Source organism: Winogradskya consettensis, from assembly GCF_018332715.1.
Classification (GTDB): Bacteria; Actinomycetota; Actinomycetes; order Mycobacteriales; family Micromonosporaceae; genus Actinoplanes; species Actinoplanes consettensis.
The window spans coordinates 14,917-30,953 of record NZ_BOQP01000052.1 but is presented as its reverse complement, the minus strand read 5'-3'; the positions used below and the strand labels follow the sequence as shown (position 1 = coordinate 30,953).

At 70.0% G+C, this 16,037-nt stretch carries 14 protein-coding genes; 8 read left to right on the top strand and 6 right to left on the bottom strand.

The genetic code is table 11. From position 1 onward, the window contains the following. Positions 1-11: 11 nt before the first annotated feature. Positions 12-353 (top strand): PadR family transcriptional regulator, encoded by a 342-nt coding sequence (locus Aco04nite_RS41100; RefSeq protein WP_203836898.1) that lies wholly within the window; start codon positions 12-14, stop codon positions 351-353. Between the two features lie 149 nt (positions 354-502). Then, entirely contained in the window at positions 503-1,909 is a 1,407-nt protein-coding gene (locus Aco04nite_RS41095; RefSeq protein WP_213002596.1) for an HAAS signaling domain-containing protein, read from the top strand. 408 nt (positions 1,910-2,317) lie between these two features. Here the strand turns inward: Aco04nite_RS41095 and Aco04nite_RS41090 are convergent, their stop codons facing one another. Further along, complete coding sequence (locus Aco04nite_RS41090) at positions 2,318-3,979, bottom strand: DNA repair helicase XPB (RefSeq protein ID WP_213002595.1); 1,662 nt, start codon at positions 3,977-3,979, stop codon at positions 2,318-2,320. A 189-nt stretch (positions 3,980-4,168) separates the two neighbouring features. Further along, a complete protein-coding gene (locus tag Aco04nite_RS41085; RefSeq protein WP_213002594.1) occupies positions 4,169-6,586 on the bottom strand; it encodes a helicase-associated domain-containing protein in 2,418 nt (805 codons plus the stop codon). An 85-nt stretch (positions 6,587-6,671) separates the two neighbouring features. Between Aco04nite_RS41085 and Aco04nite_RS41080 the strand changes: the two genes are divergently transcribed. From Aco04nite_RS41080 to Aco04nite_RS41070, 3 genes are all read left to right on the top strand, one after another. Beyond that, positions 6,672-6,860 (top strand): hypothetical protein, encoded by a 189-nt coding sequence (locus Aco04nite_RS41080; RefSeq protein ID WP_213002859.1) that lies wholly within the window; start codon positions 6,672-6,674, stop codon positions 6,858-6,860. Then, positions 6,857-7,477: an HAD family hydrolase gene (locus Aco04nite_RS41075; RefSeq protein ID WP_280519485.1), complete on the top strand. Its 621-nt coding sequence runs from the start codon at positions 6,857-6,859 to the stop codon at positions 7,475-7,477. Before Aco04nite_RS41080 ends, Aco04nite_RS41075 begins: the two co-directional genes overlap by 4 nt. Positions 7,478-7,539: 62 nt before the next feature. Continuing rightward, entirely contained in the window at positions 7,540-7,926 is a 387-nt protein-coding gene (locus Aco04nite_RS41070) for a cold-shock protein (protein ID WP_213002592.1), read from the top strand. Positions 7,927-8,091: 165 nt separating this feature from the next. Here the strand turns inward: Aco04nite_RS41070 and Aco04nite_RS41065 are convergent, their stop codons facing one another. The 3 genes from Aco04nite_RS41065 to Aco04nite_RS41055 form a co-directional block, all read right to left on the bottom strand. Beyond that, complete coding sequence (locus Aco04nite_RS41065; protein ID WP_213002591.1) at positions 8,092-8,910, bottom strand: 1,4-dihydroxy-6-naphtoate synthase; 819 nt, start codon at positions 8,908-8,910, stop codon at positions 8,092-8,094. Between the two features lie 113 nt (positions 8,911-9,023). After that, the gene (gene mqnB, locus Aco04nite_RS41060) at positions 9,024-9,887 is read right to left on the bottom strand and encodes a futalosine hydrolase (protein WP_213002590.1); all 864 of its coding nucleotides are present in this window, start codon (positions 9,885-9,887) and stop codon (positions 9,024-9,026) included. Positions 9,888-10,011: 124 nt separating this feature from the next. Further along, a complete protein-coding gene (locus Aco04nite_RS41055; RefSeq protein WP_213002837.1) occupies positions 10,012-11,994 on the bottom strand; it encodes an MFS transporter in 1,983 nt (660 codons plus the stop codon). A 119-nt stretch (positions 11,995-12,113) separates the two neighbouring features. On the opposite strand from Aco04nite_RS41055, the gene Aco04nite_RS41050 reads away from it, so the two are divergent. Continuing rightward, the gene (locus tag Aco04nite_RS41050; protein WP_213002836.1) at positions 12,114-12,956 is read left to right on the top strand and encodes a DUF3027 domain-containing protein; all 843 of its coding nucleotides are present in this window, start codon (positions 12,114-12,116) and stop codon (positions 12,954-12,956) included. A 390-nt stretch (positions 12,957-13,346) separates the two neighbouring features. On the opposite strand, the gene Aco04nite_RS41045 is transcribed toward Aco04nite_RS41050, so the two are convergent. After that, a complete protein-coding gene (locus tag Aco04nite_RS41045) occupies positions 13,347-13,559 on the bottom strand; it encodes a DUF2530 domain-containing protein (RefSeq protein WP_213002589.1) in 213 nt (70 codons plus the stop codon). Between the two features lie 411 nt (positions 13,560-13,970). On the opposite strand from Aco04nite_RS41045, the gene Aco04nite_RS41040 reads away from it, so the two are divergent. Both Aco04nite_RS41040 and Aco04nite_RS41035 read left to right on the top strand, forming a co-directional pair. Further along, positions 13,971-15,446 (top strand): NCS2 family permease, encoded by a 1,476-nt coding sequence (locus Aco04nite_RS41040; RefSeq protein ID WP_213002588.1) that lies wholly within the window; start codon positions 13,971-13,973, stop codon positions 15,444-15,446. 102 nt (positions 15,447-15,548) lie between these two features. After that, a complete protein-coding gene (locus tag Aco04nite_RS41035) occupies positions 15,549-15,992 on the top strand; it encodes a MarR family winged helix-turn-helix transcriptional regulator (RefSeq protein WP_213002835.1) in 444 nt (147 codons plus the stop codon). The last annotated feature ends 45 nt before the right edge of the window (positions 15,993-16,037 follow it).

The window sequence follows — 16,037 nt, the reverse complement described above, 5'->3', positions numbered from 1 at the left end:
CCGTGTGACGCATGGCGGATGTCGCTCAGCTCTCGACCGGCCTGCGACGCGGAACCCTCGAGTTCTGCGTCCTGGCCATGGTCGAGCACGAAGACCGGTACGGCACCGAGATCGTGCGCCGCCTCGGCGACGAACCCAACCTCACCGCCACCGAAGGCACGATCTACCCCCTGCTCTCCCGCCTGCGCCGAGCCGGCTGGCTGGACAGCAAATGGAGCGAATCCCCCTCAGGTCCACCCCGGCGGTACTACGCCCTGACCGACAGCGGCCGGTCAGCGCTCACCCACTTCCGCACGGAATGGACCTCGTTCCGCCAGACCGTCGACCGCCTCGTAGGGACCGGTGACCAGTGAGCGCCGAAATCAACACCACTTCCGCCGGCGCCCCGGCCGGCTCTGCCGCTGGCATTCCGGCTGGCTCTGCCGCTGCTGTCTCGGCTGACGCTGCTGCTGGCGTGCCGGTCGGCTCTGCCGCTGCTATCTCGGCTGACGCTGCTGCTGGCGTGCCGGTCGGCTCTGCCGCCGGTGCTCCTGCCAATGGGCGTGACAGCCGGGAGGCTCTGGACGGGCTTGTCGCGGAGTATCTGCGCGAGCTCGAACAGCACGTCAGCGGTCTACCGGTGCTCCAGCGCCGCGAGCTCCTGCGTGACCTCGAAGCCCACATCACCAACGAACGCGCCGAGCATCCCGCTCTCGGCGAGACCGAACTGCTCGACATCCTCGAACGTCTCGGCAGCCCGGCGGCGATCGCGGCTGCGGCCTTCGAGGAGGCCGGTCTGGGCAGCACCGCAAGCCAGGCCGCGATCCCCTCGATCTTCGAGGGCGCCGCAGCCCGCTTCTCCGGCCGCGCCGTCGTGGCCCTCACCGCACCGGCCCCGAGCTCTGCCGGCGTATCTCCAGCTGCCGTGGGTTCTGATGGTCCGGCTTTTGCTGGCGGGAGGGCTTCCGTGGCTTCCGCGCCGATGGCCATGGCGGCGTCCGGGCCGTCCGCTGTCCCGGGGGCTGCGGGCTCGGGCGGCATGTCGGCTGTGGTTTCACCGGCTGGTGAATCGGCTGCTGGGCCGGCAGTTGGTGGGCCGGGTGCTGCTGGGTCGGCTGCTGCTGGGTCGGCAGTTGGTGGGCCGGGTGCTGCTGCGGCGGGTGGTGGGCCGGCAGCCGGTGGTTTGGCGACTGCGGTTCCTGCTTATGGGCCGGCGTCGTTGCTGGGTGTCAGCGTGGCGGGTCGGGCGGCTTCAGTGCCGGCCCCAGGAGCTGCCGGACCGGTGTCTGCCGAGGTCGGACAGGGTGGTGGCGGCGTGGCGACGGTGCCGGAGGCCTACGTGCCGCCCGCGCCGAAGCCCGAAGCTTATGTCCCGCCGCGGTCTGCCCCGGCCATTCCGCCGGCGCCCGATCGAGTTCGGGGCTCGGGCCAACGGCAAGGCTCCAGCTTCTCGGGTTCGGCCCCGGCACCGGCGCCGCACGGTGCGTCGCGTGGCGGCCGGCGCGGCCCGTTCCCGCCGAGCTTCAGCGGGGTGCCCTACTCGACGATACCGCCGATCGCGGGCATGCCGCTGGCCCCGATCCGGATGACACGATCGACGCGACCTTGGTTCGGGGCCCTGCTGATCGGCGGGATCGCGATCGTCGTCTTCGCCTTCATCGGATGCGGCCTCGGGCTCGCCCTCACGCACAGCTCCGACATCTCCGAGTCAGGCACCGCGGTCCCGGCCGGCCCGCTGCCCGACTCGGTCATCCCGGCGGACCCGGCGGGCCTGCCAGACCCGGCTGATGAGACAAACACGGCTGAGCAGGAGGGTTCGGCGGATCAGGCCATCCCGGCAGATCCCGCCACCACCGAGGCCGGCACGACCAGCGGCACAACGCCCACAACGCTGCCGACCACCATCGCTCCGACCCAGACCGCGAACTGACCCCAGACCGCGAACTGACCCCGGACCGCGAATCTGACCCCAGACCGCGAACTGACCCCGGACCGCGAACTGACCCGGACCGTCCCTTAACCCCGGACCGTGGCATAACCCCGGACCGTGCCGACCTGGACTCCGACCGTGCCATGACCCGGGCCGGGCCGGGCCGACCCGGGCCGCTAGCTGACCTCGGCCGTGCCATGACCGGGGCCGACCGGACCGCTAGCTGACCCCGGCCGTGCCATGACCGGGGCCGACCGGACCGCTAGCTGACCCCGGCCGTGCCATGACCCGGGCCGTGCCGACCCGGACCGCTAACTGGCCCCCGTGCCGTGCCGTGACCCCGGACGGCGGGCTGACAGTCGTTGCCGCGGCCGGGGGCTGGTCTTCGCGCCGCGGCGGTGCGGGATGTCAGTCGATTTGGGGGAGGGCTGGGCCGAGGATGTCGTCGGCGTCGACGATTTTGTAGGCGTAGCCCTGTTCGGCGAGGAAACGTTGGCGGTGGGCGGCGTACTCCGTGTCGATGGTGTCTCGGGAGACGACTGTGTAGAAGTGGGCCTGGCGGCCGTCGGCCTTGGGGCGCAGGACTCGGCCGAGGCGTTGGGCTTCCTCTTGGCGGGAGCCGAAGGTGCCGGAGACCTGGATGGCGACGGCGGCTTCGGGGAGGTCGATGCTGAAGTTGCCGACCTTGGAGATGACCAGGGTTCGCAGGCGGCCGGAGCGGAACTCGTCGAAGAGGCGTTCGCGTTCCTTGTTGGTCGTGGAGCCTTGGACGATCGGGGCGTCGAGGTATTCGCCGAGTTGGTGGAGCTGCTCGATGTAGCCGCCGATGACCAGCGTCTGGTCGCCGGCGTGCTTTTCGACCAGGGCGCGGACGACCGGGAGCTTCGTGCGGGCGGTGGCGGCGACGCGGTAGCGCTCCTCGGCCTCGGTGACGGCGTACGTCATGCGTTCGGCGTCGGTGAGGGTCACGCGGACCTCGGTGCACTCCGCGGGGGCGATCCAGCCCTGGGCCTCGATGTCCTTCCAGGGTGCGTCGTACCTCTTGGGGCCGATGAGGGAGAAGACGTCGCCTTCGCGCCCGTCCTCGCGTACCAGAGTGGCGGTCAAGCCCAGGCGACGCCGGGCCTGGAGGTCTGCGGTGAAGCGGAAGATCGGTGCCGGCAGGAGATGGACCTCGTCATAGATGACCAGGCCCCAGTCGCGGGCGCCGAAGAGGTCGAGGTGGGTGAAGGCGCCGCCGCGGCGGGACGTCAGGACCTGGTAGGTGGCGATGGTGACCGGGCGGATCTCTTTGCGTTCGCCGGAGTATTCGCCGATCTCGTCCTCGGTGAGGGAGGTGCGGGCGACCAGCTCGCGTTTCCACTGGCGGCCGGCGACCGTGTTGGTGACCAGGATCAGCGTGGTGGCCTGGGCGGTGGCCATCGCGGCCGCGCCGACCAGGGTCTTGCCGGCGCCGCAGGGGAGCACGACCACGCCCGAGCCGCCCGCCCAGAAACCGTCGACGGCCTCCTGCTGGTACGAGCGGAGCGTCCAGCCGTCCTCGGCGAGTGAGATCTCGTGCGCCTCGCCGTCGACGTAGCCGGCGAGGTCCTCGGCCGGCCAGCCGAGTTTGAGCAGCGCCTGCTTGAGCCGGCCGCGCTCGGAGGGGTGCACCACGATGGTTTCGTCGTCGATGCGGGCGCCCAGCATGCCGGCGAGTTTCTTGCTCTTCGCCACCTCGATCAGCACGATCTTGTCGAGGCCGTGCAGGACCAGGCCGTGCGAGGGGTCGTTGACGAGCTGGAGCCGGCCGTAGCGGTCCATGGTCTCGGCCACGTCGACCAGCAGGGCGTGCGGCACCGGGTAACGGGAGTACTTGATCAGGGAATCTACGACGTTCTCGGCGTCGTGACCTGCGGCGCGGGCGTTCCAGAGGCCCAGCGGGGTCAGCCGGTAGGTGTGCACGTGCTCCGGCGAGCGCTCCAGCTCGGCGAACGGCGCGATCGCCATCCGGCACGCTTTCGCATCAGGGTGGTCGACTTCCAGCAACAGGGTCTTGTCGGACTGAACAATCAGAGGTCCGCCGCTCACCAGGATGCCCTTCCACGAACTTTTGTCGCACGCTGCGCGTGTCAGAAGACCCTCCAGTCTGACACGGCGAACGACGGACTGAAGAAGGTTGATTCCTGGTGCAACGCTTCGGCAGGGCTGCGCGTTTAGCTAAGAGGCGGGTTGGGTCGCGCGCGGCGAAAAATCGGGGGTGCGCGAACCCGGCTCCCGCTATTCCTCGAGCACCGCCGCCGTGATCCGGTGCAAGGCGAACGTATGCAACGTCTCTGTCCGTTCGTCCTCCGCGCGCAGATAGCCCGCGCTGAGGGAGACCGGGCGGACCAGGCGCGACAGCGTCGCCCCGTGCGAGTCGACGTAGCCGACCCAGACCCGGGCCTTGTCGCGTACGGCCTGCTGGAGTACTGCCATGGCCTGTGTGTGGGCCTGCACGGAGGTCAACCCGGGGACGCTCTGGCCGTTCGCCGCGCGCACTGTGACGGGGGCGCGGCGTGCCGCCCGGGTGGCGATGTCGCCGCGGCGGATCTGTTCGACCACCCCGGCCAGTCGGGGGCCGGCCAGCGTGGGGGGTCCGGCCTGGTCGCCCGCTCTCATGGACAGGGGGGTACGGGTGGGAGCGCGCCGAATCTTGGGCCTGCTCAGCACCGCCGCGCCCACGGCGTCCTCGGCTACGGGGGCGTACCCGTTGTCGCGGAGCGCGCCCAGGAGCCGAGCCAACTGCAGCGGGCTGACCAGCACGGTCGGGGCGAGCCGGCGTAGTGCCAGGTTGCCGAGCCGCCGATCGGCCAGCACCTCGGCGACCAGTGCCTCGTCGTCACTGCGTACGTAGGAACCGGCCGACCCCGCGCGCAGCCCGCCGTGCTTACGTGCCGCGTCGTCGATCAGGTAGGAAAGGGCCTGCGGGATCGGGGTACGCGATCGGCGCTGGAAGAGGTCGTGCAGGTCAGCGGCTGCGTACCCGACGTCGAGAGCCCGGCGCACGCTTGCTGAGGTGACCCGGTGCACGCTCGCGCCGCCGCCCGATTCGAGCTCGGCGACGACCTCCAGCTCCGCGGCGAGCTCCGGTTCGGGCGGGCCCGGCACCACCACGGACAGGTCGGCCTGGACGAGTACGTGATCCACCGGGGCGGGCAGGAGTGCGTCGAGGGTGCGTACGGCGTCCGACGCCCCTGGTGCCCGGCCGCCGTCCGGGCCGGTGCCCAGCGGGTCATGCTCATCGGGGTCGACGACGGACTGCAGCAGCCGGCCGTACGAGGTGGCAGCACCGAGCCCGGTGATGCCCAGCAACGCGGCGCCGTTGAGAGCGTCACGATGTGCACCCTCACGGCCGCGGGCCCGGCGGGGTGCCTGCCACGCGAGCAGGTTGAGGACGTCATCGGCCTTCGGGGCTGTTCCCGGCCCCAGGGCTGCGAGCGCGGCGAGGACCTCCCTGCGGGCCTGGGGTGCGCCCGCCCGCTCGGCGTCCGGGGCGAGGACGTTGATCGGCCGGTCCCGGTCGTCGCGCTGCCCGATCAGGCCAGGCTGACGGGTCATCGCGAGCCAGGAGTTGGCCAGCGTCTCCCAGCGTTGCGCGATGCTCAGGGCCCGCCACAGGTCGTAGGCGCCAGTGGGCATGAAGATCTCATCCTGCGTACCCGTGGCCCGACTGGTCGTGACCCCACGGCCGCTGCCGCTGACGTCTGTCTCCGCCAGCAGGCCCGCGGCATGGGCCACCTCGACCAACAGGGCGGTCGCCGGCTCGTCCAGGGTCGCCGCCCGGCTGAGGCGCTTCAGATCCCGCACGCCCAGGCCGCCGGTCTTGAGCACCGGCGCCGGCTCGGCGGACAACGCCTCCAGCAGCATCTCGGTGTTGCGGACCGCCTCCATGACCTGACCCGCACCGGCCGAATCCACCGACTTCGGATCGCGGATCGGACCCTGCGGCACCGGTGGGAGCGGGCGCAGCTCGCCCAGCGCCCCGGAATCGCGGCGCAGCAGCATTCCGACCTCGCGGGGCAGCTCGACCAGCTCACCGTCGGCCCGGGGTGCGCGGCCGACCTCGGAGACCTGAACCAGCACGTGGTTGTCGATCAGCCACTGCACCGGCTCGGCGACCTTGCCGCCGGCGCTCAGAGCCCCGACGGGCGGACCCTCGGCCAGGCGGTCCAGCACGGCCCGTGCGGCCGGTGAAGCGGCGAGGACCGTACGCCGTAGCTTGGCCCGATCCGCGCAGAGCGCCGCCGCCTGGGGATCGAGGTAGTCCGCGGGACGACCAAGGCCGGCAGGGTACGGCGAGGTGACCTCGTCGACCGTCCCCACCACGTGCAGAGCGTCGTCGGGGCCGTAGAGCAGGAACCGGGCCCGCAACCGCCCGATCGCCTCGCGCCCCTCCGGAGCCAGCTCCAGAATCGCGGCGACCGAGGTCAGGGCGGACTGCTCGTCCCGGGTCAACCGGGCAGCGTCCAGCACGGCGAGGGTGAACTCGTCGAGCGCGTCAAGGCAGCGAGCCACCGAGCCCCGGGACTGGGCGCGCACGGCAAGAGCGGAGACATCGGCGGGAACGGGCACGACAAGATCAGGACGCAACTGGATGAGTGCGCCCAAATCTTCATCAGCGAGTGCTCTCAGCTGATCGGCAAATGCGGTGGCCATCGCGTTCAACGCTAGCCGCCGTGGGACCATGGGCGGGGGTCCGGGGCGTGGCCGGGCCTTTTCCAGCGCTCAAGGGGAGTCACCTGTGGCAGCAGAGAAGAAGAAGCCGGCCTTCAAAGAGGGGCACCTCGAGGTATCGGAGATCTTCTCCGACCGCGCGGCCGCTCCTTCTCCGTTCGGCGATGACCAGACCTTCCCCATGCCCGTCGACCGGGTCACCTACAAGCCGCCGGTCCACGGCGACCAGCTTGGTGGGTCCGGTCCGCACGCGTGACCTCTGCCACACCCGCGGTCGGCTTCGATCTTGACATGACGCTGATCGACTCCCGGCCGGGCATCCGCGAGGCATATCGCGCACTGACCGCGAAAACGGGCGTTCATGTCGACGCCGACCTCGCGGTCACCCGGCTGGGACCGCCGCTGCGCACCGAGTTGGCCAACTGGTTCCCGGCGGCCGACCTCGAGGACGCTGTCACCACGTATCGGGGTCTCTATCCGGACTACGCCATCACGCCGTCGGTGCCTATGCCGGGTGCGGTTGCGGCGCTGGCGGCCGTACGTGACATGGGGTTCCGGGTTGTTGTCGTGACCTCGAAACTCGGGCGGCTCGCCGTCCTGCACCTCGACCACCTGGGTCTGGCCTACGACGAGCTCGCCGGTGACCTCTTCGCCGAGGGCAAGGCGACCGCGATCACCGAACACGGCGTCCGCTGGTACGTCGGCGACCACGAAGCGGACATGATCGCGGCCCGCACCGCCGGCGTCCCGGGCATCGGCGTCACCACCGGGCCCTGCTCGTCCGCCGAGCTCACGGCGGCCGGCGCGGCTCACGTACTAACCGATCTCACCGCCCTGCCCGCACTCCTGGCCGAGATAACGGTTGGGACCTGACCCACCCGCTGGATAACCTTGCCGTGAGCAAGTGAGTCCATTGAGTGAAGTTGAGGTCAGCGGTGCCCACGGGTCGAGTGAAGTGGTATGACGCGGCTAAGGGGTTCGGTTTCGTCACCAGTGACGAAGGCGGGGACGTTTTCCTGCCCAAGGGGGCCCTGCCGTCCGGGGTCGCCGATCTCCGAGCCGGCCAGCGAGTCGAATTCGGTGTGGTGGACAGTCGCAAGGGTGCCCAGGCACTCGGCGTCAAGGTGCTGGACGCCCCGCCGTCGGTGGTCGAACTGCGCCGCCGCCCCGCCGACGAACTGCACGGCATGGTCGAGGACATGATCAAGATGATCGAGGCGAAGATCCAGCCGGACCTGCGTCGCGGGCGCTATCCCGACAAACGCACCGCTCAGAAGATCGCTCAGCTGGTGCATGCCGTGGCCAGTGAGCTGGAGATATAGCTTGTTTTTGGGCCGCCCAGGGTTTTCTGGGCGGCCTTTAGCTTGCTGGCTTGATTGCTTGCCAGCCCGGCCAGGTCCCGTTGTGACACGCACGGCCCCATTCCGCTTGCGCGGGCTCGGGGCCTGTTGGAGTGGGCTCGGAGCCTGTTTGAGCGGGCTTGGGACCTACTTGAGCAGGCTCGGGACCGGCGGCGTGATTCCGGCGGCGGCAGCGCGGCTGAGCAGGGCGTCGGCGGCGGCCAGGCCGTCCTTGCCGAGATCCAGAGTGAACTCGTTCACGTAGAGGTTGATGTGCTGCTGCACGACCTCAGGCTCCATCTCCTGCGCGTTGGCCAGCACAAACTCGCGGCTCGCATCCGGGTCTGCCCAGGCCATGCTCACCGAGGTGCGGATCCACTCGGCGGCCTCCACCGGGTCGACGCGTCCCTTGCGGGCCAGGATCGCACCCAGCGGGATCGGTAGCCCGGTGTCGGACTCCCACCACTCGCCGAGATCCACGAGCGACGTCAGCCCGTAACGCGGGTAGGTGAATCGAGCCTCGTGGATCACCAGCCCGGCATCGAAGCGCCCCTCGGCCACCCCCGGCATGATCTCGTGGAACGGGACCACCTCGATCTTCGCCGGCGCATTGTCGGCCGCCCAGAGCCGGAACAACAGATACGCCGTGGTGCGGTCACCGGGCACCGCCACGGTCGCCCCGCTGAGATCGCCGTCGTGACCATCCCTGGTGAGCACCAGCGGCCCGCAGCCCCGCCCGAGCGCACCGCCGCACGGAATCAGCTCGTAGTCGTCGAGCAGCCAGGGCAGCGCCGCATAGCTCACCTTGACCAGATCGAACTCGCCCCGCTCGGCTGCCGTATTGGTCACATCGACATCGGCGAACGTCAGATCAACCGCCTCGGCGCCCGGAATGAGCCCGTGCACCAGCGCATGAAAGACGAACGTGTCGTTGGGACAGGGCGAGACCGCTAGTGAAAGTGCCACGCCATCACGGTATCGACGGGCCCCCGCCAACACGCCGCCCCGACCCTGTCTGACTTGCCACACGTTGCGTAGCCCACACCCTGCCCACGCCCTGCCCGCGGTTGTCCACAGGGTTATCCACAGGCCTTCCGGGCGGCTTCGGTGAGGGCGGAAAATGCTTCTCCAAGGCGCCAGGCGGCTCGGTCGCGAGGCCCGACGGGGTTCGAGATCGTGCGCAACTCGACGAAGGGAAGGCCGGCAGCTCGAGCGGCAATCGCCACGCCGTAGCCCTCCATGGCCTCGGCCACGGCATCCGGGAAGCGGGCCCGCAGGGCCGCGGCGGTCGCTGCGGTGCCGGTCACCGTGGCGAGCGTGAGGACATCACCTACGACTGCGTAAGGGAGAGCGGATGACAGCATTTTAAGCAGCGCGGCATCGGCGGCGACGATGCTGCTGCCGAACCCCAGCTCCTCGATCGGGATGAAGCCCCGACCGGACGCTGCGCCGGGTTCGGTTGGTTCCGCTGGTCCGGTTGCTTCGGCTTGGGTGGGTGCTTCGGCTTGGGTGGGTGCTTCGGCTCCGAGGTCGGCGGCGATGCTTCTGGTGCCGAGGACCGTGGCGCCGACTTCGGTGCGGCCGACAAAGCCGCCGGCGATTCCTGCGCTGATGACCGCGGTGTAGGGCTCACCGCGGGCCTCCGCAAGGGCGATCAACCGGGCGGTCCCGGCAGCCGCAGCAGCTGGACCGACACCGACCGCCTCCACGTGGACAACCTGAGACGCGTCCGCGTGGGTGCCTCGCTCGGCCTCAGCATGGGTGACCGACACCGTCCCGGGTTGCGCGCCGGCTACCGCTCCGTGGTGGGTGATCGATGGCGCCGCTGCGTGGGCTGACGGTGAGGCGCTGCTGGCGGTGGGTGGCGGCTGGGTGATGCCTGCGCGGAGGGCAGCGGCCTCGGGTTCGACTGCCGTGACTATGAGAAGTCGGGTGGCGGTCATGGGCGGCCTCGCTGGTGTTGGGCTGGGCGACGGTGGTCTGTGCGGTTGGGGAACGGGCGACCGGGGGTGTGGCGTTTGGGCGGGGTGCACGGTGGGCGGGGTGTTGATGGAGCTTGCTCGGACGTCACCGGCTGCTCTCGTCGGGGTTGGTGGAGTCGCCGGATGTCGCCGATGACGGGCGGTAGAGGTGGAAGCCCGGCGGGGCCGGTGCATCGTTCTTCGGCGCCGTCCGGTTCGAGGAGCGGGATGGCTGATCGGTGACCGGCGTGCTGCCGTGGTCGGGGCGGGCCTGACCGTTTTCGCGGCCAGGGGGCGACGGCTCACTGCCTCGGCCGGAGGCTGACGCGTCGGGTCCACGGCCGGCTGGTGCTGTCGTCTCGATGCCCGGGGACTTCGTCTTGGAGCGGGAGAACAGGCCGCGCTTGCGGGTCGGTGGCGCCGGCGGAGGAGTCGCCTCGGCAGCGGGGCGGCTGGCAGCGGGCTGCCCGGAAGCGGGGCGGCTGGCGGCAGGCTGCCCGGCAGCGGGGCGATTGGCAGCGGGCTGCCCGGATGTGGGGTGGTTGGCGGCCGGGTGCTCGGGTGCGGGGCGGCTGTCGGTTTGCTGGTCACCACGGCTGGGGGTCGGGGTGGCCTGGGGGGACTGCGAGGGCGCGGACGGCCAGGGCTCGGGTGTCGGGGTGCTTGGTGGGGAATGGGGTGCGGCGCCTGCGGGGGAGGTGGGGATGGGGGAGTCTTCGGTGGGCTGGTCGGGGCGGCCGTGGAGGCGTTCCTTGCGGAGGGCTCTCGCGGTGATCGTTCCTCGGACTGCGGCTGTCACGGCGAGGGCTGCTGCCACGATGATGCCCAGGTGGCCGTCCAGGGGGATGATCCCGATGGCTCCGCCGAGGACCCAGGCGATCATGAGGACTGTTTCCGAGTGGGCGAAGGCGCTGGCTCGGAGGCGTTCCGGGACCCGTTCCTGGATGCTCGCGTCGACCGCGAGTTTTGAGATGCCGCTGAAGACGGCAGTCACCAGGGACAGCAGGGCCACCATCGGCAGGGTGAAGAAGACCGCGGCCAGGACGGCTACGCCGGCGGTGAGGGTCAGGCCGCTCGACTGCAGGGCGATCGGGCGGCGGATGCGCAGGCGGGTGCCGACCGCCGTGGCCAGGAATGTTCCTACTGCTAGGGAGCCGCCTACGAGGGCCACCGCGCCCTGGCTGCCGATGTCGGTGCCGAAGAAGCTGGTGCTCAGGCCGCCTGCCTTCACGGCGAAGGCGAAGTAGAGCAGCATGAAGCCGTACAGGCAGCGGAAGCTGGCGCTGCCGATCAGGGTGTTGATGACCAGGCTGCCGGAGAGGGGCCGGTCCGTGCCGCGGCGCAGGCGCAGCATCGTGCGGAACGGCCGGGGGACCGCTTCCGGGGGGTCGGAATCCGCTCGGGGTGGCAGGCGCAGGGCGACCACCACGCCGACCAGGAAGATGATCGACGAGACGCGTAGCGGCCACTGGGGGCCGAACTTGAACGCGAGCAGGCCGATCGGGGCGACCACCGCTCCCGCGAAGGTGCCGTAGACGCTTGCGCGGGCGCCCACCTGGGAGAGGCCCACGCCCTCCGGGAGAAGCCGGGGGACTGCCGCCGAGCGGGCTACACCGTACGAGCGGGAGAGCGCGAGGACCCCGAAAGCCGCGGGGTAGAGGCCCCAGCCGAGAAGATTGTCGGAGATCACGTACGCCAGGAATGCGCGCCCCAGCATCGTCACCGCCAGGGCGTAACGGCGGCCGTGGCGGAAGTGGTCCAGCAGCGGGCCCGCCACGGGGGCGAGGAGGGCGAACGGGATCATCGTGATCAGCAGATAGAGCGCGACCTTGCCGCGGGCCTCGCCCAGCGGGACGTTGAAGAAGATCGTGCCGGCCAGGCCGATGGTGATCAGGGTGTCGCCCGCACAGGAGAGAGCGTGCAGGTCGAAGAGCCGGATCATGCCGGTCTCGTTGGCGGCGCCTCGGGCCCGGGCGTCGCCGACCGTACGGGTTGCCCAGGCGCTGCTCCGCAGGCCGCCTCGCACCAGTATCCGGAACGCCTTGATACCGGTGCCGACGGTGCGTCCGATCGTGGGAAGCAGCGGCATCGCTCCATCCTTTCTCATCCCTGCCACCTCCGGGAGGGCGGTGTCGGCGAACTTTCGGATGGGGCCGCAGTGACCTGGTGATACGTATCTGGGGGAGTCGTTGCGTGGGAACTTCTCGGTTGGGGGACAATAGAGAGGTGACGACCAAGACCGCCGTAGCCCGTGCCGCCCGCCTCGATCAGGTCTGCGCAGATGCGGTGGGGGTGGCCCGCGGTGCCATCACCGAGGTGGATCCCGCCGACGTCGGTGACCACATCGAGGCCATCGCTGAGGGCGATCGGGTCGTGACCCATTTCTTCGACAGCCATCTCGCCGGTTACAAGGGCTGGCGGTGGGCCGTCACGGTGACCCGGGTGCCGCGTTCCCGCCACGTCACCGTCTGCGAGACCGTGCTGCTGCCCGGCCCGGGCGCGCTCCTGGCCCCCGGCTGGGTGCCGTGGAACGAGCGCGTCCAGCCCGGCGACCTCGGTGTCGGCGACCTCATGCCGACCGACCCCGACGACGAGCGGCTCGCCCAGGGCTACGTGCTCAGCGACGACCCCGCAGTCGAGGACGTCTCCTGGGAGCTCGGCCTCGGCCGCCCCCGGGTGATGTCCCGCGAGGGCCGCATCGAGACCGCCCAGCGCTGGTACGACGGCGAGGCCGGCCCGGAAGCCCCGATCTCCACCGCCGCGCCCCGCAATGCCCGCTGCGGCACCTGCGGCTTCTACCTCCCGCTCGCCGGATCGATGCGCACGATGTTCGGCGTCTGCGGCAACCTCTACGCCCCCGACGACGCCAAGGCCGTCAGCGCCGATCACGGTTGCGGCGCCCACTCGGAAGCCCTCATGGGCTCGGCCGAGCAGCCGGTCGAAGAGCTCCCGACGGTCTACGACGACAGCGAGGTCGAAGCCGTCGCGGTCAGCCGCGCCCACGGCTCGGTCGAGGCCGGCGAACCCGCCGAGGACTACGGCCACAGCTGACCGCCCCACCCGAGGCCGCAACGCCCGGTATTACCGGAGGCGTCCGGCTGAGGGCGACGCCACGTAACCGAGGCGCTCGGCTGAGCGCGGCGATCACGCAGATCCCGGCCGTCCGGTTGTGCGCGGGCGCCCGGCAAACCCATGCCTCCCGGCTGAGGGCGAGGCCATGTGGGCTGTGCATGGGTGCCGGGCAAACCCATGCCTTCCGGCTGAGGGCGAGGCCATATGGGCTGTGCGTGGCGCCAGGTGAACCCATGGCTTTCGGCTGAGGGTGACGGCGAGCGGGTTGAGCGTGGGCGCCAGGCAGACCGATGTGTGTGTATGGCTCAGCGGCGGCGGTGACGCAAGCCCGGGTGGTCGGCTGAGCGTGGTGCCAGGCTGACTCGGGGCTCAGGCTGGGTCGTTGATGGTGAACTCGGGGTGGGACAGGGCTCGTCGGCGACGGCGGTTGGCGTCGTGGCGGAGCATGGTGAGTAGGCCCGGGATGCCGCAGATGATGCCTGCGAGGCAGGTCCAGAGCCAGGAGTCGCGGGCGTCGGCGATGAGGAGGATCGCGCCGGCCAGGATGAAGATGGCGATGCCGCCGAGCGCGAATGGGACCATCGGTGGGTCGAGGGGTTCCGGGCGGGGTTTGGTGCCTGTGACCGCGTCGAGGCCGTGCAGCCGCGTCCCCTCCGAAGCCGAAGCCGGGCCCGAGGCCGAACCTGGACCCGAGACCGAGCCCGAACCTGAAGCCGAGACCTGACCGGGACCGGAACTCAAAGCAGCGGGGGCCGGAGAAGGCTGGCCCGGAGAAGGCTGGGCGGGGGAAGGCTGGGCCGCGGCAGGCTCGCCCGGGGCAGGGGAGGCCGAGGGTGAGGGTGCGGGGGACAGGTCAGCCACTGCTTGAGGGTACGTCCCGGGAGATCGCCCGTGGGGACGCGTGACGGTTGTAACACCGCTGATCTTTCAACGGGGACGACAACCTGCTTCGATGCGCGTGGTAACAGTGTTTGATCCTGCGTGGAGGCGTACATGTCCACTGCTTCCGCCGATGCGAGTGTCGACTCGTCTGGGCGTACACCTAAGAATGGTTTTGATCGGTTCTTTGAGATAACCGCGCGGGGCTCGACGGTCGGGCGTGAGGTTCGGGGTGGGTTTGCCACGTTCTTCACGATGGCCTACATCGTGGTGCTCAACCCGCTGATTCTCGCGGCGGGTGTGGATGCGACCGGGGCGAAACTGCCGATCACGGCGCTGGCTGCGGGTACGGCGCTGGTGGCCGGTGTGATGACGATCCTGATGGGCGTCGTGGCGCGGTTCCCGCTGGCGCTTGCGGCCGGGCTGGGAGTGAACGCGCTGGTCGCGTACGAGATCGCTCCGGAAATGACCTGGGCCGACGCGATGGGTCTGGTGTTCATCGAAGGCGTTCTGATCGCGATTCTGGTGCTGACCGGGCTGCGGACGGCGGTCTTCAAGGCCGTGCCGACGCAGCTGAAGACCGCGATCGGGGTCGGCATCGGCCTCTTTCTGATGATCATCGGGCTGGTCGACGCGGGGTTTGTGCGGCGCATCCCGGATGCGTCGGGGACCACCGTGCCGGTCGAGCTGGGGATCGGTGGGAAGCTCACGAGCTGGCCGCTGCTGGTCTTCTGCGTCGGGCTGCTGATCACGCTGGTGCTCTTCGTCCGCAAGGTGAAGGGCGCGATCCTGATCGGGATCCTGGCCAGCACCGTGCTGGCGATCATCGTGGAGGCGATCGGGCACATCGGGCCGTCGTTCGTCGACGGTAAGCCGAACCCGGAGGGGTGGTCGCTGAACGTACCGACGCTGCCGGACAAGATCGTGGATCTGCCGGACCTGTCGCTGCTCGGCAAGTTCAACGTGCTGGACTCGTGGTCGCGGGCCGGCGTGCTGGTCGTGCTGATGTTCGTCTTCACGCTGCTGATCACCGACTTCTTCGACACGATGGGCACGATGGTGGCCGTCGGGCAGGAGGGTGGCCTGGTCGGTGAGGACGGGATGCCGCCGCGGACCCGGGAGATCCTGCTGGTCGACTCGGTTGCCGCCGCGGCCGGTGGTGCGGCCAGTGTGTCCAGTAACACGTCATTCATCGAGAGTGCGTCCGGTGTGGCCGAGGGTGCTCGTACGGGCGTCGCCAACCTGGTCACCGGTGGGCTCTTCCTGGTGGCGATGTTCCTCGCGCCGCTGGTCACGGTGGTGCCGTTCGAGGCGGCGTCGACCGCGCTGGTCGTGGTCGGGTTCCTGATGATGCTGTCGGTGCGCCAGATCGACTGGACCGACTACGAGATCGCGATCCCGGCGTTCCTCGCGATCACGTTGATGCCGTTCACGTACTCGATCTCCAACGGCATCGGTGCCGCGATCATCGCGTACGTCGTCATCAAGCTCGCCGTCGGCAAGGCTCGCCAGGTGCACCCGCTGCTCTACGGCGTGGCTGCGCTCTTCGTTCTGTACTTCCTGCGTGGGCCGCTCGAGACCCTGCTCTGACAGGAACCGTGGTCACCGGGTGCGTTACCGTGCCCGGTGACCACGGTCATACGCGTGGAACATGTCGTTAGCCAAGCTCATTAGCTAGGCTAAATAACTGTGATGGAGCGGTCGGTGGCAGAGCGGGCGACAGCCGAGCAATTGGCCATTTCGCTGCGCGAAGCGATCACCCGGCTCAACCGGCGGGTGCGCCAGGAGCGTCCCGTGGGCGATCTGACGTTCAGTCAGCTCTCGGCGCTGACCAGCCTTCAGCTGGCCGGGGCGCTCACCCCACGGGAGCTGGCGGACGTGGAGCGGGTTCAGCCGCCGACGATGACGAAGATCGTCGGCAAGCTCGAGGAGCGCGGGCTCGTCGCGCGGACACCCCACCCGACCGATCGGCGCCAGGTCATCCTGGCGGCGACCGAGCGGGGCCGGGCTGTGTACGTGCAGTTCGAGAAGGCTCGCAACGAGTGGCTCGCCCAGCAGTTGGAGGAGCTCAGCACGGAGGAACGCGACGCGCTCGAACGGGCCGCCGAGATTCTCCAGCAGGTGGCCAGGGCCTGACGGCCACTGCCTCCCGTCGTTCCGTCACGCGACGTCAGTACGCGT

Excerpts from the sequence above, each read along its gene's own strand:
- Aco04nite_RS41055 (WP_213002837.1), bottom strand. The coding sequence starts at position 11,994 with ATGCCGCTGCTTCCCACGATCGGACGCACCGTCGGCACCGGTATCAAG.
- Aco04nite_RS41100 (WP_203836898.1), top strand. The coding sequence starts at position 12 with ATGGCGGATGTCGCTCAGCTCTCGACCGGCCTGCGACGCGGAACCCTC.
- Aco04nite_RS41045 (WP_213002589.1), bottom strand. The coding sequence starts at position 13,559 with ATGGTCCCATTCGCGCTCGGCGGCATCGCCATCTTCATCCTGGCCGGC.
- mqnB (WP_213002590.1), bottom strand. The coding sequence starts at position 9,887 with ATGACCGCCACCCGACTTCTCATAGTCACGGCAGTCGAACCCGAGGCC.
- Aco04nite_RS41035 (WP_213002835.1), top strand. The coding sequence starts at position 15,549 with ATGGAGCGGTCGGTGGCAGAGCGGGCGACAGCCGAGCAATTGGCCATT.
- Aco04nite_RS41085 (WP_213002594.1), bottom strand. The coding sequence starts at position 6,586 with ATGGCCACCGCATTTGCCGATCAGCTGAGAGCACTCGCTGATGAAGAT.
- Aco04nite_RS41040 (WP_213002588.1), top strand. The coding sequence starts at position 13,971 with ATGTCCACTGCTTCCGCCGATGCGAGTGTCGACTCGTCTGGGCGTACA.